Origin of the sequence: Vibrio sp. 2-Bac 85, assembly GCF_037546705.1 — a bacterium.
GTDB lineage: Bacteria > Pseudomonadota > Gammaproteobacteria > Enterobacterales > Psychromonadaceae > Psychromonas.
Genome location: NZ_JALAAB010000004.1, coordinates 120,849 through 144,468, shown reverse-complemented (window position 1 = coordinate 144,468; position 23,620 = coordinate 120,849). Strand labels below are relative to the sequence as shown.

Sequence of the window (23,620 nt, the reverse complement as noted above, 5' to 3'; positions counted from 1 at the left end):
AATCATTAATTTCTGCATGGTGAATAGATTCAAAATAGTCAATAAAGATTAGCCTTCTATTTATAACTTATAAACTATAGCCTATACCCCATACCAAGATATACCAAGATAGTCTGAAACATGAGTACGACTTTTCAAGGTTATAGGCTTTTCAAAACGCTATTAACTATTTAAGTAAAGCCTGCGCTAACCAAGTTTTGAATTGTGCCGCGGGCAATGCACCATTCAATGTATCAACCATTTTTCCCTGCTTAAAGACCATTAAAGTAGGAATACTGCGTATATTATATTTTGCGCCTAATTGTTGTTGGTCTTCGGTATCTACTTTCACAAATAAAACCGACGTTTGCTGTTTTGCAACTTCAGTGAATGTTGGCGCAAAGTTAATACATGGACCACACCAAGGGGCCCAAAAATCAACGACTACCGGCTTTTCACTATTAATCAACGCTGCTAAATTAGCATCGGTACCTTCAACAGGGGCACCTTGTAATAAATCTTTTTTACAACGCCCGCAGCTCGGGTTAGCGTCAATTCGATCAATGGGTAAACGATTCATTGAATGGCAATGTGGGCATCTAGAAGTGATTGTATTCATTATTATGTTCTCTTTTAAGTCGATGGATCAAAATCTATTTCTTTGCATGTGCTATTTTTTAAATAGATGATTTATGTTTTTTCTTATTCTCAATTTCTTCGTTCATTTAATACTTTATTTATAAGTGTTTTATTAAATTATTTATTTAAAACTACTCCATAGAATCAATGCTACTTAAAATAAACCTAGGTTTAAAGAGACCAAGATAGTAGAGCAGACAATTAAGTCAAAAAATAAGTGTTATCTCGATTTATTCAAAAATATTGTTGAACATTTATCAAGCAAAATCTACAGACGACTAAAAACGAATTTCAACTTATTGTTTGTATATTCTATAGATCTTTATTTATATGCTTTAACTTATTCATTGCGGCTCACTTATTCTTGCTTGCGAATCCTAGCAAGTGATCTCAATTACAATTTTTGTGAAGTATATTTCATTGATGTTTATCAGATTTCTGCTACCCCCTTAATTTTATTGTGGAATATGATAGTGTATGTTTATTGTACTTAGCGTTATTCATCAAATGTAATTTTAATGGAGAACTACTCATGGCCACATCGATACAATCTTTAAAACAACTTCAAATTAACGATAGCATTTATAACTATTATAGTTTTGATGCTTTGCAAGATAAGTATGACCTTTCGCGTTTACCCTTTTCCGCTAAAATCTTATTAGAGAATTTACTGCGCCATGCAGATCGCGATTTTGTGCAACTAGAGGATATTGAAACGTTAGCAAAATGGGATGTAGATAACTGGCAAGATACTGAAATCGCTTTTGTTCCTTCTCGGGTTGTGCTTCAAGATTTTACGGGGGTACCTGCCGTTGTAGATTTAGCAGCGATGCGAGATGCGATTGTAAAAATGGGCGGGAAAGCAGATAAGATCAATCCGCTGAACCCAGTAGAACTAGTTATTGACCACTCTGTAATGGTAGATGTCTACGGCCAAGCCGATGCTTTACAGCAAAATACAGCCATGGAATTTCAACGTAATGGTGAACGTTATAAGTTCTTACGTTGGGGACAACAAAGCTTTGATAATTTTAAAGTTGTCCCTCCAGGTCGCGGTATCGTACATCAAGTCAATCTCGAATATTTAGCGCGCGTTGTGTTTAAAGATTCCGAACAAAATAATTTACTCTATCCTGATACTTTAGTTGGCACAGACTCCCATACCACCATGATTAATGGTCTTGGTGTTTTGGGTTGGGGAGTGGGAGGCATTGAAGCTGAAGCCGCTATGTTAGGCCAACCCGTCACCATGTTATTGCCTGAAATTGTAGGGTTTGAATTAACCGGAAAATTAACCGCAGGGACGACGGCAACGGATCTCGTATTAACGGTAACTGAACAGCTACGTGCTGCAGGTGTAGTGGGTAAATTTGTTGAGTTTTTTGGTGAAGGAGTCAATCAATTAACTTTGGCTGATAGAGCAACCATTGCCAATATGGCACCGGAATATGGAGCTACCTGTGGTATTTTCCCTATCGATCATCAAACCATTGATTATTTAAAATTAACCGGTCGTAGCAGTCAAGATATTGCACAAGTAGAAGGTTATTTAAAAGCCATGGACATGTGGGGTGTAGAGTCGCAAAAAAATGCGGTTTATCATAGCAGATTATCATTACAACTTGATCAAGTCGTCCCTTCTATTGCAGGCCCTAAAAGACCTCAAGACAGAATATCACTGGACCAAGCGGGCTCAGCCTATCGTGATTGGTTAGCATTACAAAAAGGACCACAACAAGCAGCTCCTGATCAAGCAAAAAGTGGTTTTGAAAGTGAAGGAGGACAAGCATCCACTATACTACCTTCAAGCGATGGTGGTGCAGGTGTTGCTTGTCAATATAATGGTGAAGACTTTATTTTAAAACATGGCTCTGTCGTCATTGCAGCAATAACTAGTTGTACTAATACTTCCAATCCATCGGTATTAATTGCAGCGGGTTTATTAGCAAGAAAAGCGAGACAACTTGGGTTAAATGTTAAACCTTGGGTTAAAACTAGCTTGGCACCGGGTTCACAAGTAGTCACCGATTATTTAGCAAAAGCTGGTTTAAATGAAGATCTAGATGCGCTCGGATTTCAATTAGTAGGCTATGGCTGTACCACCTGTATTGGTAACTCAGGTCCTTTACCAACTGAAATTAGTGACGCAATACATCAAGGGGATTTATCCGTTACTTCCGTATTATCAGGAAACCGTAACTTTGAAGGACGTATCCACCCCGAAATTCAAGCTAATTATTTAGCGTCACCGCCTTTAGTGGTTGCCTATGCATTGGCAGGTAATATGCAAATAGACATTACTACCGAACCTTTGGGCAATGATAGCAATGGCAAGCCGGTTTACTTAAAAGATATTTGGCCAGATAATAACGAAATAAAACAGATGATGGAAAAAGTCATTGATAGCTCAATGTTTATATCCCGTTATGCTGATGTTTATAGTGGTAATAAAGATTGGCAAGCATTGGACGTTGTACAAAGCCAAAAATATGATTGGCCAGATTCAACCTACGTTAAACTCCCACCTTTCTTTGCTAATATTAGTGCCCAAGTACCAGAGATTACCGATATTAATAATGCACGTTGTTTATTAAAACTAGGTGATAGTGTCACCACAGACCACATATCCCCAGCGGGCTCTATTGCACTTGATAGCCCTGCCGCAGCCTACTTAGAAAGCGAAGGTGTAGCTGCAAAAGATTTTAACTCCTATGGTTCTAGACGCGGTAATCACGAAGTCATGATGCGAGGCACTTTTGCTAATGTACGTTTACGTAATTTATTGGCTCCGGGTACCGAAGGCTGTTGGACGCGCATGATGCCATCTGGTGAACAAATGAGTGTATTTGATGCTGCTATGCAATATCAACAACATAACATTGCTTCCATTGTGTTAGCGGGTAAAGAGTACGGCACGGGTAGTTCACGTGATTGGGCGGCGAAAGGGCCTGCGTTATTAGGCGTTAAAGCAGTTATCGCACAAAGTTACGAACGCATACATCGTTCTAATCTAGTTGGAATGGGTATATTGCCTTTACAATTTATGGAAAACGATAGCGCTGATTCATTAGCATTAACGGGTGAAGAACAATTTACTATTCCGGCGGTCAGTGCAGGACAAAAAACGGTGCAAGTGACAGCCACTGCTGAAGATGGAAGTTCTCGAAGCTTTGAAGCACGTATTCGAATAGATACACCGAATGAGTTTAGCTATTATCAACACGGTGGCATCTTACACTACGTACTTCGTAACTTATCTGTTTAGAGGGTTAATATTGAAGTAGTGAATTTGTAAGTGTTTTAAAAGAGACTTGTTTAGCTGCTTATTGCTTAGCAGCTAAACACTTAACCAGTTAAAAAATTGATTAGCCAAAAGATTAACCAGCAAAACAAGCGACCTCGTATGAGGTTTACTTATTGGTTAATAACGGTCTTGTATCGCTTTGCTTATCCAGATCTGAGGTTAACTATAAATAGGTTTATTGAGTTTTATCAAATGCCGTTATATTGGGTTCTCCCAACACAACTTGGTCCCTACCCTGATGCTTAGCTTGATATAATGCATTATCAGCACGCTCAAAAGCGAGATCAGCATCATCAGATTTACAAAATGATGTATAACCGATTGAGACAGTGATCGATAGCTGATCATTTTTAAATTTAAAGGGAATATTCTTAATTTGTTCTCGTAATTTATTTAATACATAAGCAGATTGTTGTTCGGTAATTTCGGGTAGTAATAGTGCAAACTCTTCGCCACCAAAACGGGCAATATAGTCATTTTTTCGAATTGATTTTTGTAACGTTTGTGCAATAACATGAAGCACTTTATCACCCGCTAAATGACCAAAATTATCATTAATTTCTTTAAAATTATCAATATCAATAATCGCAATATTAAGACGTTTTTGGTAGGTTTTAAAACGCAGCATTTCTATTTCTAGTCGTTCACTCCAAGCTGCTCGATTAGGAATTTTTGTTAAAAAATCCACATGTAATTGTTTATTTTGCTGCTTAAGTGTTTTTTGATAACTCTGTGTTTCATTTTGTAATTTTTTAATTTGTCTCACCATACTTTGAAATTTATGTCGGAACTTTTGCTCCTTCTTTTTTTCTTGTGCGGTAATAACATGCTGTACTTCACTCACATAGTTTTTAATGTGTGCACGTAAATGTTCTAAATCTTGTATCTCTTCACTTTGTTGTTTTAATAGTTGAGCATTTGACTCAATGGAGATAAAAGTTTCTTTTTGTTGAACAAACCCTGCCTCAGTACTACTTAATGTCCTACTAAAGTTTGAATAAAACTCACTTAAATTATCATTTAACATATACAAAAAATGCCGAGAAGCAGTTCGCTCTTCACGTGTACTTTTAATAATCAGTTTAATCACTTGTAAACAATGATATGGCAGTTGGAAATGATCATCTTCATTACAAATCTTAATTCTAAGTTTTTCCAGGTCTTTAACGTAAGACTCATCTATATCCAATTCAAGGATCACTTGTTGTAGCTCTTTGTTGATAAAGGCGACATCATTTTTATTATCACAATCAGATTGCATAGAGCATTGACTCAATTCAATCACTGCACTTTGATAAATTTTGATCAAGTCATTTAACTCAACCTGATGTTCAACAACACTATAGGCAGTGTTATTTTGCATATCATTAAGTTTCTTTTTAATTGAATTTGATAACGAGGTAACTTGCTGCAATTGTCGCATTGAATGGCGTGTAATGAATCGACCTTCAGATAATTTTTCTTCTAAAGTATTGGGAACCAACGATAGCTGCTTATTACATTCATTAAAAAGAGTACTACGATCTTCATCGTTGGAGATAACTTGAAAATTCTTTAAAAATGTATACTGATAATTATCAAACGTTTTGTCCTGCCGAAAATGACGTTTGAATAACTGTTGAAACAGTTGCAGTAGTGCTACCGATGAAGCCATGAATTTAAGTCCTTTAAATTACTGATTCAATTATTATTTATTAATTGAACATTCAAAAACAGTATAGCTAAATAGTCAATTTTTAATTATGTTATTTGTTGAAAACATGTGATTAAAAGGGAAAAAGCAGACAAGGCTATAATATATGAGAATTATCTTATAAAATTGACCTATATTATACATTATCAAGTTAAAAACTAATTACATCAACAACTTAAATTTAAGATATTCTCAATATTGTCCAATATTAAAAAATTTAAGATAATTATTGTTAGTTACTTTTTGATTATATTACTATGATAAAAATCATTATATAAAACCATATTAGCTAAATTGATAGCGATCTAAATTGACAGTTATCTAAATTAACAGTAATGCTTAATCATCACAAACATCAGCGTTTTATATTATTAATATTGCTAAAAGAAAATAAGAGCAATTTATATCGCTCACTCTCTTTCAACTTAAAGAATTGACATTATGACAATATATTTTATTCAAGCAGCTCTGTATCTTCTCGTCGCGGTAATATGCGTACTCTTAGCAAAAAGATATGGATTGGGATCGGTACTTGGTTATCTCAGTGCAGGAGTGATCATAGGCCCCATTACAGGTTTAGCAGGCGAAGAGACAAATACTATCCAGCATTTTGCTGAATTTGGTGTCGTGATGATGCTCTTTATCGTCGGGTTGGAGCTTTCACCAAAAGCGTTATGGAATATGAAAAGTCGGCTGATTGGTTTAGGGGGATTACAAATTGGTCTTACAACCCTCATTATCACCTCACTCGGCATTGCATTTGACTTTCCATGGCAACCTTCTTTGGTAGTTGCCCTTATCTTTTCATTATCATCAACTGCGATTGTTATGCAAAGTTTCGCAGAGAAATCACTGAATAAAACCGACGGCGGACAAGCAGCATTTTCTATTTTATTATCTCAAGATATTGCAGTTATCCCGATGCTGGCGGTTATTCCGTTATTAGCTATTCCCGCTTATTTTGGCATGCCAGAAACCATTTCATTAGTCTCAGACCATGGAGCTATCTCGTTAGTTGAACACTTATCGGGTTGGCAGTATGCTGGCGTCATTATTATTGCCATTGCTCTAATTGTGGGTGCTGGACATTATATTTCGAAACCTTTATTTACATTGGTTGCCAAATCGGGACTTCGAGAACTGTATACAGCCACCGCTTTATTATTGGTTATATCGATTTCCGCATTAATGAGTGTGGTTGGTTTATCTCCGGCACTGGGTACCTTTTTAGCAGGCGTTGTACTAGCTAACAGCGAATTTCGTCATGAATTAGAAAGTAATATTCAACCTTTTAAGGGATTATTACTGGGGTTATTTTTTATCACCGTGGGCGCAGGTATTAGTTTCGCAGTGATTACCGAACATTTTTTATTAATTAGTAGTTTGACCATAGCAGTGATTGCTATAAAAGCCGCTGTGTTACTTAGTTTGGCAATTATTTTTAAAATTAAAAACTCCGATGGTTGGTTATTAACCCTTAGTCTCGCGCAAGCCGGAGAGTTTGGATTTGTAGTACTAAGTTTCTCATCACAAAGCCAAGCATTACCCCCTGAATGGGTTGCTATTCTTTCACCCGTTATCACACTATCAATGTTTTTAACTCCACTGCTATTTATTTTCTATGACAAAGTGGTCACTAAAAAATATGTTGCGACACAGCAGAAAAAACCAGCTGATAACATTGATAAAAAAGGACAAGTTGTTATTGCAGGGATCGGTCGTTTTGGACAAGTTATTAATCGCTTACTCATGGCTAATGGCTTTGAAACAACAGTGATTGATCAATCAACAGATATGATTGACCGTGTAAGAAAAATTGATATACATGCTTATTATGGTGATGCGACAGATTCTAGCTTACTTAATACGGCAGGCCTTGAAGAAGCATCGTTATTAGTGATTGCAATTGATGGACCAGAAAACATACTACATTTAGTCAAACACGTTAAACAATTTCATCCACACTTATCTATTGTTGCTCGAGCCTATGACCGTGGTCATGGTTATCTTTTAGAAGCAGCAGGTGCAGATCACGTGTTTATAGAGTCCTACTTTACCGCATTAGAAATGAGTAAGAGATCATTACAAGTGTTGGGCTTTGATGAAAAGAAAGCGGAAAAGGCTAAATCGCTTTATTATCAAACGGAACTAGATCATCATGAAGATTTGCGTAAAGCTTGGAATGATGCGGGCAAAGAAAGTTATCTATTTAACAACTATATTGAGTTGTTTGTATCATTAGAACAAGAGATGAGATTAGCAATGAAAGAACATATTAATGATGAAAAAGAGTAATCTCAACTAACCCAAACACTTCAATCCGTCAGTAGCCTAGTCTAAATTAAACTTAGGCTACTGACTGATTAGTGACAGGCTCTATTGTTATATTAACTTTAATCGCCGAGATCACTTTAGTTAGATATTTTCTCAAAAAGTTGAGCTAATTGCGTTTTTAATTGCTCAACTTCTTTCTCTAACAACACCACTCGAGATTCGAGTTTATCTTGTTCTGCAACATTTTCTGCCGGTAAATTATTCTGTAATGATTGTGTGCCCTGCTGTATATCAAGATCATCGTCTTGATGTTCATGATCAGAAAAGAGATGCATATACCTCGATTCTCTTTTCCCTGCTTCTCTCGGTAATTTTTGTACTTTAGGTTGCTCATTTAATACTAGTAATTGTTCAAGCGCTGCTTCAACTTCACTGACGTTATCAAACTCAGCCAAACGTTGCGTTCTGGTGCGCAGTTCTCCTGGTGTCTGAGGACCACGAAGAAATAACACGCAAAGTATTGCCTTTTGTTGGTCTGTTAATTGTAAATTACCAAAGGTAGTATTGCAGAAGCGATGCTTGTATTTATTGACACGCCCATGTGCACCGCTATCTACCATTAATTGATTTAGTTCTATTAATTCATCAACAACATTTTGTACTTCTGTTTCAGAAAGAGTTAATACGGGATCTCGGTTACTCTTTTGGTTACAGCCATTAGTTAATGAGTTTAACGACAATGGATATTGTTCCGGTGTGGTTTTCTCCTTTTCAAGCATCACTCCAATAACGCGGATTTGCAAAGCAGTTAATGTCATCATCTACTCGGGTTCCTTAAGTGTTAAATTTTAAGATATGAAGTTGCTGCTAATAATAGTGGGAAATAGCATGCCAACAATTCATGTTTGACCATTACTTGGAATAATGTCCCCAAGTAATTAAAATGCATAGCATTATTATATAAAAGAATTTATTAATGATGAGTAAATAACATTTTTAAAGTGGTCTGTCGTTTTAATGAATATTTGAAAGTAACTAAGTTATTATTTCAACGATAGTAATCGATAAATAGAACAAGAAATCACAAGGGATAAGCTTACGATTTCTTCTACTTTTAAACATTATTCGGCTATTCCATAACAAAACCATTTAACAGATCATCAACCTCATTCCTGTATTTTTCCACTAAACTCGCGCCGGTAAAGGTGACATATTGGGTAGAACCGGAAGTATCTGAGTAATAATAGCCAAGGTATTGAAAGTCAATGCCTTTCATGGTGCCAACCATTTCCATATAAATCATTTTTTTGCCATTAACAATACGATATTCTTTTTTGATCACTTTGGTATTAGGAGCAACATCTTTAGCGTTATCTAACGCTATTTCGGTTAATTCTTTAGTATTAATTTGAATCCGTTCAGTGATCACTCTCGCATACAAATCCCCTGCTTTAAGGGTTAAGCTGTATTCGATAGCAGCATCATCATTTGAACTTTTTTCAAAAGTCCATTTTTTACTGTTAATTGCAAAGGTGGCATTATTTTTTTTACTTTTTAAAACAAAATTTGAAGTCTTAGGTGTATTAAATACCCCAGGATTGGTCTTTATTTCGAGTTCTTCAGTTACATTATCCTGTTCATAAAACCAAGTTCCATCGTCATTCAAAATAACAACATCACCTTCTTCCGTCACCCCTTTTTGGGCGGCAGAAACATGAAGAGAGAAAAAACATAATAGTAATGGAATATAAAGTTTCATAATCGGCCTTTAACTTAGCAAATGATTAGAATAAACAAACGAGCAGTAAAGTGTATAAAATATAGCTATTTATTGATAACGATATCAATCTAATATTTTAAATCAATATATTACTCACAATCCCCCCTGCATTAATAACTTAGGTACAGCCAAGGTCACAATTTACGGGTTAATCCAACTGCAATGATGCTACACAATGCCATTAAATAGAGATAAATTTTACAAGAAAAAGTAATGTAACTTAAAAATAACGCTGAAATAAAAGATATCTTTTACTATTGCCTTACTGACAACTTAAAGTCATGCGACAAATTATCAAAAAATAATACTTAAATTATGTTCAATAGTTGACATATTTAATGGATACTCAATAGAATGATTAAGTAGCGTATTCATGATGTTGAAAACAATACCTTAAACAAGTGATGACTGCTCTGCATATCAATATTTTAAAGCCCCCCCTATAACATAAGTGAAGGTAGATGATGATGAAGAAAATATTACTCGCCATTACGGCAACTGCAATGATTATCCCCGCTGTATTTGCAAATGATTTTGAAAAAGCAGAAGACGCAATCAAATATCGTCAAGCTGCCTATGGATTAATTTCATTTAACTTTGGTGAAATGGGTGCGATGTTAAAAGGTGAGAAGCCTTTTGATCAAGCCCAATTCAACATACGTGCTGAAAATGTGGCTGCACTATCTAAATTGCCACATGAAGCTTTTGTTGATGGTTCAGATAAAGGAGATACGGCGGCACTTGCTGAAATTTGGCAGGATAAGGCAGATTTTGATAGTAAAATGAATGCTTTTAAAGACAATGCAGCAGCTTTAGCCATCGCCGCTAAATCTAATGACAAAAATGCCATCAAAGCAGCTTTTGTTGATACAGGTAAAAGTTGTAAAGGCTGCCACAAAGTTTACAAAGAAGATTAAGGTAAGATTTACAAGCTATGCACTTATTATTTGAATCTAAGTCATACAAAAAATATCAAAATACCCATTAAGTATTTACTTAATGGGTATTTAATAAGGTTATAAAAAACTCACCACAGGCGCTAATAAATAAAACCACACCAATGCAAAAATAATCGCAACAATGACCAATGCAACTAGTTGAGAACGCAGTTTAGGAGCATCTGTACTATCTGTTAAATCTTTATCGCTAGCATTTTTTTTATGTCCACTGAGCTCTTTGTACCCTGTAAACATTGCATTAATTAAATTTTCACCTTTCAACAAATGTACTACTACAGCTAGAATATGCACCGCTGCCATCGCAATGATGATATTAAAATTGTTCTTATGTACCCAAGTTAACCAATTAGCAGTATCAGAAGAGACTAAAGATACCAAGGGCCCTTCTGTAAAAATTTCATCCGTAGCAAATAAACCAGTGCCTAGCTGTAGCGCAATCAAACTGAGCAACACCACCACCATATAACCACCTAAAGGGTTGTGTCCAAGCGTCTTTGGTTTTGGTTCTTTTAATGTGTAACTAATAACTTGTTTTGGCGATACGATAAACTGTTTGAATAAAGCGGTTTCACTTCCCCAAAATCCCCATATCAATCTAAAAAGAATTAAAGTCATTAATAAATAGGCGCAAATTTGATGCCATTGCATCTCACCATTTTCAGCAGTCCACCAAAGACCTACTAATAATAAAACCATTGCCCAATGGAAAAAACGTGTTGAAAAATCCCACACCTTTATTTTTTTATTATTTAAATTCATCTGTCACCCATTTAGTAAAAAAGTAAATTTATCAATACTGAGAAGTTACGTCGAAGTCATTGTACATACCCATTACCAATCGAGATGCTTTATTCAGTCGTTAGCTTGAATAGTACGGGGTATAGTTTGTAGTCAGTTTATCAGAGCAGGATTATAATTCATCAACATTAACATTGATGGTGGCATCGTTTTTAATTCATTCCCAAAAGACCTTAAGGTGCAAATTTACGCTTCAGCTTATCAAGCATTAAGATCATACCCAGTTTAATAAATCGCCAACTATTAATGAGTTTTGAAGCCCCGTGCTGGGTAGGATAATGTTGATCTAAAAAAGTGATTATATGATGACGGCCGAACATAACAGCCCAATCTCTTACATTCATGTTGGTTTTATTTTTAAGGCTGATGTCTGCTCCAAACTCTAAAAGAAGCAATAATGTTTCAATATCTCCTTTGTAGGCGGCGCCCATCAAAACTGTATTCCCCATACTATCAGTAGAATTAACATCTGCTCCGGAACGCAAAAGAGCTTCACAAAAATCTTTTTCACCATTGTAAACAGATAACATTAGAGCTGAATAACCACGACCGTTGGTCGCATTAAGATCCAAAGCATTATCTCGCATTAAAAGATCTGCATAACCTCTTAAATCACCTATTCTAGCAAAATCAAAAATAGTCGACTCGGTACGATAGGTTTCTTTGTATGCTTTCCAGGTTTTCATTTTTTCCTTTATTCAATTAATAAGAAAATTGAATAGCTGAGCAGACCCGTCACCACAAAATTAGGCCTGCAACAGTTAATTCACTTTTATTGTTTGTTACAATTATAAATCTTTGTATATAAGCAACTTATTAAGAAGCAAATCACTTAAAAGTAAATTTTTTACAAGTCAATACTTTTCAAATCAATGTCTAATGCGTTAGCAACACCTTGACCATAAGCAGGGTCTGCTTTGTAACAGTTTGCAATATGACGGTGTTTAACTTCAATTGAAGCAGGACCAATACTTCTTGCTGTATTTTCAAATAATACTTGTTGTTGTTGCGCAGTCATTAAATTGAACAACTTACCGGGTTGGCTATAATAATCGCTGTCATCTTCTCGGAAATCCCAATTATAAGCATCACCATTAATCGCTAACTTAGGTTCTTTTTGCTCTTCCTGCTGTTGCCATAATCCTAAATTGTTAGGCTCATAAGCTTTGGTACTGCCATAGTTACCATCAACACGCATTGCGCCATCACGATGATATGAATTAACTGGACAACGAGGTTGATTGACTGGAATATGCATGTGATTAACACCTAGACGATAACGTTGCGCATCACCATATGAAAATAAACGTCCCTGTAACATTTTATCTGGTGAATAACTGATGCCAGGTACAAAGTTGGCAGGGTTAAATGCTGCTTGCTCGACTTCAGCAAAATAATTATCAGGATTACGATTAAGCTCCATCACACCTACATCAATTAACGGATAATCATCGTGTGGCCATACTTTAGTAAGATCAAAAGGATGTACTTGATAGGTATCAGCCTCTTTCTCTGGCATTATTTGAACTTTGACATTCCATTTAGGAAAATCACCTTGTTCTATTGCTTCGTATAAATCTTGTTGATGACTTTCACGATTTTTTCCAACTAATGCTTCAGCTTCTTGGTCAGTTAAATTTTTAATACCCTGTTGTGTCTGTAAATGAAACTTAACCCAGAAACGTTCGTTATCTGCATTAATAAAACTAAATGTATGGCTACCAAAACCATGCATATGACGATAACTACTCGGGATACCACGGTCACTCATGACAACAGTCACTTGATGAAGTGCTTCAGGCAATAAAGACCAAAAATCCCAGTTGGTATTGGCATTACGAAGATTGGTACGAGGATCCCTTTTTACTGCATGGTTTAAATCAGGAAATTTCAATGGGTCACGTAAAAAGAAAACCGGCGTATTATTACCGACTAGATCCCAATTGCCTTCTTGTGTATAAAACTTGATCGCAAAACCGCGAATATCGCGTTCAGCATCAGCTGCACCACGTTCACCCGCTACGGTTGAAAATCGAATAAAAAGATCAGTTTGTTGACCGACTTCAGAGAAAATATTTGCTTTTGTATATTGCGTTATATCGTGTGTCACAGTAAACGTGCCATAGGCACCAGAGCCCTTTGCATGCATACGTCTTTCAGGAATCACTTCTCTATCAAAGTGCGCTAATTTCTCTAAGAACCAGAGGTCTTGTAATAACATTGGCCCGCGTGGACCAGCCGTTTGTGCATTTTGATTATCTGCAACGGGGGCACCATTTGTCATCGTTAATTTATGCTTATTGGTCATGATTATCTCCATTTCTTAGATTTAATAGATTAATAGTTAATGATTAAATTTAGCGTAAAAAATCAACTTCTTGTTGATGAAGATAATCCACTTTAACCATTACCTTTCTGGAAAGGTATTAATTGAATATACCTCTCTAGAAAGGTATTGTACAAACAAATATAGGGAATTTTATGCCACATACACAATTACAGTTTGATAACTTTATTCGCTTGATGGAAAAAAATTGGTCAAATGCCTTTCAAGGCCTTTATTTACTTTTTCCTCGGGTAGAGAGGATCGCAAAAAACATTGATAGTCATATTAGTAAATCAATGAGTGATCGCGGTTTATTAACCAGTGATTTTCATTTAATTACCGCAATCAGGCGCAGTAAAAGTAGCCCTCCTTATGAATTAAAACCCTCTGAATTATGCAACTACATGTTATTTAGCTGGGGTGGTTTAACTAAAGCAATGAAAAGATTAGAGTCCAAAGGGATCATAACGCGCATTAATTGTGACGATGACAAGCGTATTTGTATGATTCGATTGACCGAGCAAGGGCTTGATATAGTTGACCAATCAGTAATGGAATTACAAAATATACAGCAACAGTTATTAACCGGATTCACAGCTGAAGAAATAGCATTGTTAGATAAACTACTTGCTAAATTATTGAATAATATAGAGTCACGACAGCTACCATAAAAACACACTGATTGATAAACTATGCGAATACTTTAATCAGTAAATAATAACGATTCCTCACTTACTATTACTTATAAACATCAGGAACAAGATGAATAAACCCTTAGAAAAACAGCTTACTGCATGGTTAAAAAAACAAAAGAATGCCTGCGGTTTTTTCCTAAATTTGACCGTATTGTTTGGTCTATTAACTGGCTTTTCACTGATTTTACAAGCTTACCTAATCTCTACCATTTTGCATGGGATCATTATTAACGACTTACCCAAGTCTGCATTCAGTACGGAGTTTTTATGTCTATTAGTATTAATTCCAATACGAGCCTTGTTAGCTTTTGCCCGTGAGCGTTGCAGTTTTGAAGCGGGTAAGCGATTGCGTTTACAGATCCGTGCTGCTGTTTTAGATAAAATAAGTGAATTAGGTCCTGCATTTGTCAAAGGTAAACCTGCCGGCAGTTGGGCAAGTATAGTGCTTGAACAGGTTGAAGATTTACACGACTTTTACGCCCGTTACTTACCACAAATGTTACTCGCTGGGTTTATCCCTTTGACCATTTTAGTGGTTGTATTTCCTTTAAACTGGGCAGCAGGTTTGATCTTATTTTGTACAGCACCTTTAATTCCTATTTTTATGATTCTAGTGGGGACTGGCGCTGCCGATGCAAACCGTAAAAACTTTAAAGCATTATCACAATTAAGTGGTCATTTTATGGACCGTCTAAAAGGATTAAATACGTTAAAGTTGTTTAATAGGGGTAATGCTGAGGGTAAAGAGATAGAAGCGGCATCTGAAACCTTTCGTAAAAAAACCATGGCAGTATTACGCTTGGCTTTTTTAAGTTCAGCGGTGTTAGAGTTTTTTGCAGCCGTTTCAATTGCAGTGTTAGCAATCTATTTTGGCTTCAGCTTTTTAGGTGAACTCGATTTTGGTGACTATAACGCAGGCGTAAGTTTATTTGTAGGTATGTTTGTATTAATGCTTGCGCCTGAATTCTACCAACCTCTTCGTGACATGGGCACACATTACCATGCTAAGGCCCAGGCAATTGGTGCTGCAGAAGAATTAAAGGCACTTCTTGAATATCAAGTTGAGGTGGATAACAGCAATACATTCACAACCGACAACGAGCACGATGATGTTAAGCAAAATATAGTAACACAACCACACAATAATGCGGGGGCTAAGACAGTCAATAGCCAACAAGGCATTACACTAATTGCCTCTGATTTAATTGTTAAAAGCCACTCTGGCGCTACCCTAGTTGGCCCCATCTCATTTGAACTCGAAGCAGGTCAACATATCGCAGTGGTTGGCCCTAGCGGCGCAGGTAAAAGTAGTTTGCTGAATGCTTTACTTGGTTTTTTACCTTACCAAGGTTCGCTCACAGTCAATGGCATTGAGTTAAATCTTTTAACTGTCAAAAATTGGCGCTCAAATCTCGCTTGGCTTGGCCAAGAGCCTCAACTATTTCACGGTAGTGTACGTGATAATGTTGCTTTAGCAGATCCTAATATGAGTGATGACAAGATAAAAACACTGCTATCAAAAGCTAAAATACTCGATTTCGTTGAACAACAACCATTAGGTTTAAATTACCCTATTGGTGAACAAATGGCCGGTGTTTCTGTGGGTCAAGCGCAACGAATTGCCTTAGCACGTGCTTTAGGTCAGCAGGCTTCATTATTCTTACTTGATGAACCAACTGCTAGTCTAGATAGGCCTAGCGAAAATGCTGTACTTGCTTCTCTAGCCGAAGCCATGCAAGGAGTAAGTTGTTTGATGGTGACCCATCGTATAGATCAACTAACTAAAATGGATACTATATTGGTACTTGATAAAGGCAAAATTGTGCAACAAGGTAATATTGATTTATTGACTCATGAAAATGGATTGTTTAAACAAATGCAAAGTGATCAATCTGAATTTATAACGGAAAATGAGAAGGAGCAAGACGTATGAAAACGTTACTTCCTTTTATAAAATTATTCAAACATCAGTGGTTTATGATGTCGATTGGTTTGCTATTGAGCATTACTTCTTTGATGGCAGGTATCGGTTTATTGTCTCTATCAGGTTGGTTTTTATCTGCCTCAGCGGTAGCAGGTTTAACATTACTCGCTACGCAAACGTTTAACTATTTAACTCCTAGTGGCGGAGTTCGCTTTCTTTCTATAGCGAGAACAGCAAGCCGCTATGGTGAGCGATTAGCCACCCATGAAGCAACTTTCAAGTTATTGACTCAACTTAGGGTTTGGGCTTGGAAAAAAGTGATGCCACTTAGTGCCAGAAATATGCAGGGGTTACGACAAGGTGAGTTGTTAAATCGCTTAGTCGCTGATATAGATACACTAGACCACCTTTACCTACGTTTAATAACGCCTCTATTTGCAGCCCTATTGATGCTGCTTTGTTTATACTTTTTTGTTGCTTGGATAGACGCAGAACTAGCACTTTTAATCTGTGGTAGCTTATTATTAATCTGGTTAATATTACCTTGGTGTTTTTATTTTCTCGGACGAGCGCCAGGTATCAAACAACTACAAAGTAAGCGTCTATTACGCATTCAAATACTTGAATTTGTACAAGGTCTTGCGGAAATTTCATTATTTGGAGTAGAGCAGCGTTTTCGCGATAAATTAGCACAATCAGAAGCTGCATTATTGAATAGTCAACGTGCGATGGCTAATATAACTGCATTGAGTCAAGCAGCATTAATCTTATGCCATGGTTTTGTGATGTTAATGGTACTTTATGTGGCCGCTTCCGGTGTGGGCGAGCATCAACCTCCAGGCGCCATGTTAGCGATGGTAACGTTTATGGTATTAGCTTGTATTGAAATGTTAATGCCTATTGCCGGTGCTTTTCAACACCTTTCTTCCTGTGTTGATGCAGGCAAACGGGTTAATGACTTAGTGCAACAAACGCCTGATATCGTTTTTAATAATCAACATACCAGTATTATCAATAAAGGTGCTTTGGATTTGAGAGATATTGTTTTTTCTTATCAAAATATGGATCACTGCACTGAAAAAAGCGCAGATAAAAAGGTAGATCAAGCTGTACTAAAAGGTATCTCACTAACCATTAATGCCGGCGAAAAAATCGCATTACTAGGCCAAACGGGTTGTGGTAAATCAAGTCTATTAGCTTTGATCACACGTGAATGGGAAGCGAATTCAGGGCATCTATTGATCGATGGTGTCGATGTTAAACAATACAGCCAACAGGCTTTAAGCAGCGGCCTTTCAATAGTAAGTCAGCGTATTTATTTATTTACCGGTACCCTCAGAGAAAATTTAACGCTGGCACAAGTAGAGACCATTAAATTTGATACCTACAAACAGCAGGCTGAAGCGCAAATAAACAACGACAAACAGTTATTAGCAGTGCTTGAAAAAGTTGGATTATCTGCATTAACACAGGGAGAGTCTCCACTTGATGCATGGATAGGTGAAGGTGGAAGACAACTATCTGGCGGCGAACAACGAAGAATTGGCGTTGCACGCGTGTTATTACGTAATGCACCATTGCTGTTACTGGATGAACCGACAGAAGGTTTAGACAAGCGTACAGAGCGAGAAATTTTATCGCTTTTATTTGAATTTGCTAAAGATAAAACACTATTAATGATCAGTCATCGACTAACAGCAATAGAAAAAATGGATCGAATATATTTAATGGAAGATGGCTTATTACGTATTTCTGGAAAACATAAAGAACTATTAGCAAATGATCAGTATTACGCCAGTCTGCACCAACAGTTAAACTAAAGCTTTGATGAAGTTATATTAAGTTAAGGTGAAATTATAAAATAACTTAGATTTTCGTTACTTAAAAACAGATAGCCTATTAGCATTGCCTACTAATCACCAAATCCAAGGAATAAATGCCTTGGATTTTTTTTGATAAGCAGGATATTCAGGATGATGCAGAGATAAAGCTTTTTCTTCGTAGCGGGCTTTAAGGCACAGCACAATAATCAATAGTAACCATGCGATCAGTTTGTATTCACTAAACTGAAAACACAGTATTCCTAATCCACCAAAAAATAGTGAGGTATACATAGGATGACGGATATATCGGTAAGGCCCATGAACGATTAACGTACCAGTTAATTTTGGATCTGGACGAACATTAAAGTTTCCAGGACGGTTGGTGATTAAAGCAGAAAGTGCAATTAACATAGCGCACAAAATAAGCAGTAATCCTAACATCGATAGCTTTAAGCTTGCGATCGGCCAGGCAATAAAAGCCAAGAGTATAAATTGTGCAACCACATAAATCATTTCAGCTTCCTCAATCTATAGCAAAGACAGGCTATACCCGTTAATAACCAATAAACATTCTGCCAGTCGCCCACTCACAGATCAGGCAAAACAAAAGATGATAACCTTACGAGCGATTAACTATTATTTAGCGAGTTTTAAATGAGCGCTGTATTTTATGTCATCACATATTAGCGTTAATACTTCAAAGTCTTTAAACATGGCTAAATCAACACTATCAAATAACCAAATAGAAAAAATAAAGTTCTCATCTATCGTTGCTCTTGCAAAGGGGTTAATTAGCCCTACACGTTGATAGTTATTGACGCTCAATGCAGCTTCACAAGAACCGTGCTTTTCATTGCGTAACATAGCTCTTTGCTCGTTATTATAAAGCGACTTATCAACTTGAAACATCAAGGTTGGAATGCCTAACTCAGTGATCAAAATAAACTCACCAAAGTCACTAGATTTAGAATACCCTGGCACATTCTTCCAGCTACGAGTTTTAGCCTTTAATAATATTTTAGGTTTTACCGGTAATGTTTCGGGCATTGAGCTAATAAAGAATCGAGGCGTAGGTAGGATTGAATCTTCTTCTTCATTTAATGATGTCATTAGCAGGATCGAGCCACAAACCATCACAATAAATAACGTTGTTAATACAAACTTAAGTTGCTTTGCGACTTTAGCAACATCAGAATCAGCAGTTAGTTTACGGATTTCAGCATTGGCTTCTGTTAAACAATCTGTTTTAATTTTGATGTCTTCAAGTAACTGATGGACTTTTATACGTAAAGACTCTGCGTCTAGTTTTTCTTCATCAACAACAATCACCTCAGAAGGTAAATAAACGAAATGTTCATTACCTTTCCCGCTGGTGATATTTTTATAAGCTATATGTACTATTTTAAATAATTCACTAGTGCCCGATTTATCAGGGTGAATTTTTAATGATAGTAGCTTAAATTGCCTACGAATTGCTTTTTGTGACCAAGAGTCATTTGTCCCTAAAATATCATGGTTATTCATATTTATGAAGTATTTACCTACTAGGAAAAAAGAAATTAATGCGCTTAAAATGACGTTATCTATTTAACCATTTAATAATAAACTTCCATCTTTAATGGCTAGATTCTGACATCCACTTTAAAGAAAATCAAAAAAAAAACCACAAAACAAATCAATATCTTAAAAAAATAATGAATAATGTGATTTTTCAAACGCTATTGCTTATCTAGTGGCAAACATCAATCAATACGGGCCTTAAAAAATACTCATAAAGAGATATATTATACTTGCGACTATATTTTCATATCCGAGCGAAGACAAATAAAAGGCATATAAAACATATATTTTAACTGCTTTATTAACACCAAAGTAATATCAATAAATTTAAAAATAACGTTAATATTAATAAAAATTAATGGAGTTATTGAGTACTGCAATGTTTAATAACCCCACTTATTATTTACCGAGTCAAAATCCAAATATTCAGGTTCGATATAAGACCTTTATGATATGCCAGCCGAATTTTGTTTTTACTAAGTGAGGAGTGATCAATTCAGCACTAAAACAGACTTTATCGAAAGCAGGTACCATTTGCCCTTTTTTAAACTCACCTAAATCTCCCCCTTTTTTACCCGAAGGACAGGTTGAATATTTTTTTGCTAAAGTCTGAAATTTTGCCCCTTTTTTTAATTGAGCAAGAATATCTTCAGCTTTCTCTTGGTGTTTTACTAGAATATGTAATGCGGATGCAGTGTTAGCCATGTTATTTATCTCTGATTATTAAAACTTCGCTATGATAGCAAATCAGATCGAAATGGATGCATTTATGTTGAGGTTAAACGATTATTTCAAAATATTTTTTATAGCAGTTTGTTCAAAAATACTAAGCAGATTAAAGTACAGAAGAAAATGTTATGATCGGGTATCAAAATTCAAGGTACATTTATTAACTAGCTGTGACTGACTAGGTAGCCCCATTATAAAAATATTACAGGGCTAACGATGCGAGGTTAACGAATAACCAGCAATGTAATGAACTTACATATACGCTTTAGTATTTGAACTAGTCACAAGTCGATATAATTTAATTGTTGTCAGCCTATGACCTTTAACAACATATTTACCTATGACCTTTAGCTTTTAAACAAGATCACAGTATATTAGGCATCTAATAGTCTATTCACGAGGACCTGCTTTAATGATGTTTTTAATAAAATAATAAGCAATATAGCCCACAATTAAACAAGTCCCTGCGATAACCGCAACGCCAGCACCAACAATAGGGTCATTCAACAACATAGAGAAAAAATCCATTATTACCTCCTAAATTAACTAATAATTAAATGTCTTGATAGTTAATGTAGTTAAGAAGCTAAAAATAGACTTTGATTTAAATCAGTTTAAGGATTGTTATAATAATTACTTCAGGAAGATGCTATACACCTCACTTTATACGGTTATTTAGTCAAAAAGTAATCTAAGCAGAATACCGTTCAAATTGAATATACTGCTTTTTATTGTTAATAAAGCTCCATTGAATATCTTCAAAAATGGTAACAGCCCCTTCTTTCAATACTTTAACGATAGCTGGTTGTTCTGCTTTAGTATCATAAGCTTACTAATAAGTTACATATGTAAATAGCGTTTAATTTTTTTTGTCGGTGTTTTAATAAAAGGCTCAGCCTGTTCAACTACTGAACTGATTTTAGAAAACGAAGCTAAGCTTTCATTTGCCTCATTTCTAATGCTTTCCAATAAAGACACAATATCTTTATGTAAATCAAAATCACTTTGTGTTTTTAAATTATGCTGTTCATCGAACAGGTCATAATCAATATAAATTTTCGCCACTAACTTTTTATCTACTTCGTAGACCATCGAATCAATAACTAAAGGATGCTGTTCAATCACAGACTCAACCGATTCAGGGTAAATATTTTCACCACTCGCACCGATAATCACATTTTTACTACGCCCGCTAATAGTTAAAATGCCCATATCATCAACATAACCTAGATCTCCCGTATTAAACCATCCTTCGCTATCTAACACCTCTTCAGTACGCTCCTTCTCTTTATAATACCCGAGCATCACATTAGGTCCGCGCACATGTAATTCGCCATCTCGATCCTGCTCGTTTTGTTTTGCAAAGCGATATTCTATTTCTGGAGCAAAAACGCCGGTTGTGCCGATGCGAGTTTTACCTGGAATGGCCCCAGCGATAATAGGCGCAGTTTCAGTCAAACCGTAACCTATCGCATAAGGGAAATTAGCTTCTAAGAGAAATTGTTCAACAAACTTTGATAACTTAGCACCACCAATACCAAAGAATTTAATTTCTCCGCCAAAGCTTTGCATCAATTTTTTACCGGCAATTTTATTTAATTGTTTACGTACAAAGCTAATATTTTCATACATAAATTTTGTTACTTTACTCTTATTGATTTCGGCGATAACTTTGCTTTTATAAATTTTTTCAATGACTAATGGCACACTCAACATACATGTTGGTTTAACTTGCTGCATTGCCGCCAAGATGATCTTTGGTGAAGGTACTTTGTTGATGTAATGTACCGAAGCGCCGTTTGCAAAAGGTACTAAAAGTCCAACTGAACATTCAAAAGTATGCGCTAATGGCAATATCGATAAAAATCGATCTGTTTCAATAATATCCGCTAAGGTATTAGCTTGATACAACTGCGCCATTAAATTGTAATGACTTAACATCACACCTTTTGATTGTCCGGTTGTGCCTGAAGTGTAAATGATAACTGCAACATCGTTTGGATTGATGGTTAACGAATTATCAATTTCACTCATTTTTAAGAGCTTTTTCTGCTTTGCAAACTGTATGGCTTTATCTTTCATCTGCGCAATAGTTTCTGCGCCTTTAATAAACAAATCTGAATGCTTAGGCGTTTTATCCTCCAATATATCTAATGTTTCTAGTGAAAAAACATAAGAAAGACTAGAACTAAAGTCATCTTCATTAAGACGTGTACATATTTTGTTTGAAACAAAAATAGCTTGCACCTGCGAATGTTTAATAATGTGATGAATTTCATTACTATGAAAATCTGGCAAAATAGGAACAGCAATAACTCCCATTGCAGTTATTGCGAGGTAAACTATGCCCCAATGTGGCATATTTTCACTGCATATCGCTACCTTATCGCCTTGTTTTATCCCTAAATCTTTGAACATTGCTTGCAGTTGAATAACTTTTTCTCCTGCTTGCTGATAGGTGAATCCTTCTTCTCCTACATTTGTCACAAAGGTGTTCGATGCATACTTTTTAAAAGTATAATCAGCTAAAGACATTAAGTTATTGTGTGAGAGGTTAAGCGACATAGTTGACCTTTAAGTTGAAAGAAATGTGTTTTTTAGCACACCCCTTCTCTGGATAATTAATTTTATTGTTACTTTAATTTTACACCAATAAATTAATACAAAATGACAAAAATACGGGTTATTAACGGCTTTTCAGAGTCTTAGCTCAAATTTATTAAAAAAAGTAATTTGATTAAATCGAAAAAGGTAGTTATAGCAACACTTCAAGCTGTGCTAAAATCTTCATTTTTTATTTATTGGAACAATTCTATGGCACGTCAAGTCACCTATTTTTACCAAGGCACCAAAAAAACAATCTCATTTTCTTTTAGCCAACACTTTGATATTTTTGAAGCGGTTGCAGCGGCAGAAGGTGTTGATTTAAAATCATTTTGGGCAATGGAAAAACAGCTAGAAATGAGCTCGCGTGGCCAAGGAATAATGAAAAATTATCGTGCAAATGAATTTGAACGTATGGGTTTTTCTGAGATCAAGTTTGTACGTGATGAAACAAAAGATAAAAAAAACAATAAAGACAATAAATAAATTCAAGAGAGGCGATCAAAGCCTCTCTCCTTTCACGGAAGAAGTTA

19 protein-coding genes are annotated in these 23,620 nt (G+C 35.8%); 7 read left to right on the top strand and 12 right to left on the bottom strand.

Annotation, left to right across the window (positions count from 1 at the left end):
- Positions 1-166: 166 nt before the first annotated feature.
- A complete protein-coding gene (gene trxC, locus MT390_RS06410; RefSeq protein WP_166369242.1) occupies positions 167-598 on the bottom strand; it encodes a thioredoxin TrxC in 432 nt (143 codons plus the stop codon).
- Between the two features lie 552 nt (positions 599-1,150).
- Here trxC and acnA point away from each other — a divergent pair.
- Positions 1,151-3,883, top strand: coding sequence for an aconitate hydratase AcnA (acnA, locus tag MT390_RS06405; RefSeq protein WP_499440205.1), 2,733 nt, complete (start codon positions 1,151-1,153; stop codon positions 3,881-3,883).
- 214 nt (positions 3,884-4,097) lie between these two features.
- On the opposite strand, the gene MT390_RS06400 is transcribed toward acnA, so the two are convergent.
- Positions 4,098-5,576: a GGDEF domain-containing protein gene (locus tag MT390_RS06400; RefSeq protein WP_166369238.1), complete on the bottom strand. Its 1,479-nt coding sequence runs from the start codon at positions 5,574-5,576 to the stop codon at positions 4,098-4,100.
- A gap of 480 nt (positions 5,577-6,056) precedes the next feature.
- Here MT390_RS06400 and MT390_RS06395 point away from each other — a divergent pair, with 480 nt between their 5' ends.
- A complete protein-coding gene (locus MT390_RS06395; RefSeq protein ID WP_166369236.1) occupies positions 6,057-7,910 on the top strand; it encodes a cation:proton antiporter domain-containing protein in 1,854 nt (617 codons plus the stop codon).
- A gap of 116 nt (positions 7,911-8,026) precedes the next feature.
- On the opposite strand, the gene MT390_RS06390 is transcribed toward MT390_RS06395, so the two are convergent.
- Together MT390_RS06390 and MT390_RS06385 are read right to left on the bottom strand one after the other, a co-directional pair.
- Complete coding sequence (locus MT390_RS06390; RefSeq protein WP_499440203.1) at positions 8,027-8,710, bottom strand: YceH family protein; 684 nt, start codon at positions 8,708-8,710, stop codon at positions 8,027-8,029.
- Between the two features lie 308 nt (positions 8,711-9,018).
- Positions 9,019-9,648 carry a hypothetical protein gene (locus MT390_RS06385; protein ID WP_299663267.1) on the bottom strand — a complete coding sequence of 210 codons (630 nt, stop codon included), beginning with the start codon at positions 9,646-9,648 and terminating at the stop codon, positions 9,019-9,021.
- 482 nt (positions 9,649-10,130) lie between these two features.
- Here MT390_RS06385 and MT390_RS06380 point away from each other — a divergent pair, with 482 nt between their 5' ends.
- Positions 10,131-10,586: a c-type cytochrome gene (locus MT390_RS06380; RefSeq protein ID WP_499440202.1), complete on the top strand. Its 456-nt coding sequence runs from the start codon at positions 10,131-10,133 to the stop codon at positions 10,584-10,586.
- A 99-nt stretch (positions 10,587-10,685) separates the two neighbouring features.
- Here MT390_RS06380 and MT390_RS06375 read toward each other — a convergent pair whose 3' ends face one another.
- From MT390_RS06375 to MT390_RS06365, 3 genes are all read right to left on the bottom strand, one after another.
- The gene (locus tag MT390_RS06375; protein ID WP_499440201.1) at positions 10,686-11,387 is read right to left on the bottom strand and encodes a cytochrome b/b6 domain-containing protein; all 702 of its coding nucleotides are present in this window, start codon (positions 11,385-11,387) and stop codon (positions 10,686-10,688) included.
- A 212-nt stretch (positions 11,388-11,599) separates the two neighbouring features.
- Complete coding sequence (locus MT390_RS06370; protein ID WP_499440199.1) at positions 11,600-12,112, bottom strand: ankyrin repeat domain-containing protein; 513 nt, start codon at positions 12,110-12,112, stop codon at positions 11,600-11,602.
- 161 nt (positions 12,113-12,273) lie between these two features.
- Positions 12,274-13,734, bottom strand: a complete 1,461-nt coding sequence (locus tag MT390_RS06365) for a catalase (protein WP_499440198.1) — start codon at positions 13,732-13,734, stop codon at positions 12,274-12,276.
- Between the two features lie 173 nt (positions 13,735-13,907).
- Here MT390_RS06365 and MT390_RS06360 point away from each other — a divergent pair, with 173 nt between their 5' ends.
- From MT390_RS06360 to cydC, 3 genes are all read left to right on the top strand, one after another.
- Positions 13,908-14,423 carry a MarR family winged helix-turn-helix transcriptional regulator gene (locus MT390_RS06360; protein ID WP_499440197.1) on the top strand — a complete coding sequence of 172 codons (516 nt, stop codon included), beginning with the start codon at positions 13,908-13,910 and terminating at the stop codon, positions 14,421-14,423.
- 91 nt (positions 14,424-14,514) lie between these two features.
- Positions 14,515-16,380, top strand: a complete 1,866-nt coding sequence (cydD, locus tag MT390_RS06355) for a heme ABC transporter permease/ATP-binding protein CydD (protein WP_499440196.1) — start codon at positions 14,515-14,517, stop codon at positions 16,378-16,380.
- Positions 16,377-18,191, top strand: coding sequence for a heme ABC transporter ATP-binding protein/permease CydC (cydC, locus tag MT390_RS06350; protein ID WP_499440194.1), 1,815 nt, complete (start codon positions 16,377-16,379; stop codon positions 18,189-18,191). Before cydD ends, cydC begins: the two co-directional genes overlap by 4 nt.
- A gap of 96 nt (positions 18,192-18,287) precedes the next feature.
- On the opposite strand, the gene MT390_RS06345 is transcribed toward cydC, so the two are convergent.
- The 5 genes from MT390_RS06345 to MT390_RS06325 form a co-directional block, all read right to left on the bottom strand.
- Positions 18,288-18,707, bottom strand: a complete 420-nt coding sequence (locus tag MT390_RS06345; RefSeq protein WP_166369216.1) for a methyltransferase family protein — start codon at positions 18,705-18,707, stop codon at positions 18,288-18,290.
- A gap of 123 nt (positions 18,708-18,830) precedes the next feature.
- A complete protein-coding gene (locus MT390_RS06340) occupies positions 18,831-19,718 on the bottom strand; it encodes a J domain-containing protein (RefSeq protein WP_166369214.1) in 888 nt (295 codons plus the stop codon).
- A 462-nt stretch (positions 19,719-20,180) separates the two neighbouring features.
- On the bottom strand, positions 20,181-20,459 hold the full coding sequence (ppiC, locus tag MT390_RS06335; RefSeq protein WP_166369212.1) for a peptidylprolyl isomerase PpiC: 279 nt from the start codon (positions 20,457-20,459) through the stop codon (positions 20,181-20,183).
- Positions 20,460-20,873: 414 nt separating this feature from the next.
- Positions 20,874-21,011 carry a DUF3149 domain-containing protein gene (locus tag MT390_RS06330; RefSeq protein ID WP_166369210.1) on the bottom strand — a complete coding sequence of 46 codons (138 nt, stop codon included), beginning with the start codon at positions 21,009-21,011 and terminating at the stop codon, positions 20,874-20,876.
- A 312-nt stretch (positions 21,012-21,323) separates the two neighbouring features.
- Positions 21,324-23,048 carry an AMP-binding protein gene (locus MT390_RS06325; RefSeq protein WP_499440193.1) on the bottom strand — a complete coding sequence of 575 codons (1,725 nt, stop codon included), beginning with the start codon at positions 23,046-23,048 and terminating at the stop codon, positions 21,324-21,326.
- Positions 23,049-23,297: 249 nt separating this feature from the next.
- Here MT390_RS06325 and MT390_RS06320 point away from each other — a divergent pair, with 249 nt between their 5' ends.
- On the top strand, positions 23,298-23,573 hold the full coding sequence (locus MT390_RS06320; protein WP_037070683.1) for a DUF2960 domain-containing protein: 276 nt from the start codon (positions 23,298-23,300) through the stop codon (positions 23,571-23,573).
- Positions 23,574-23,620 lie beyond the last annotated feature (47 nt).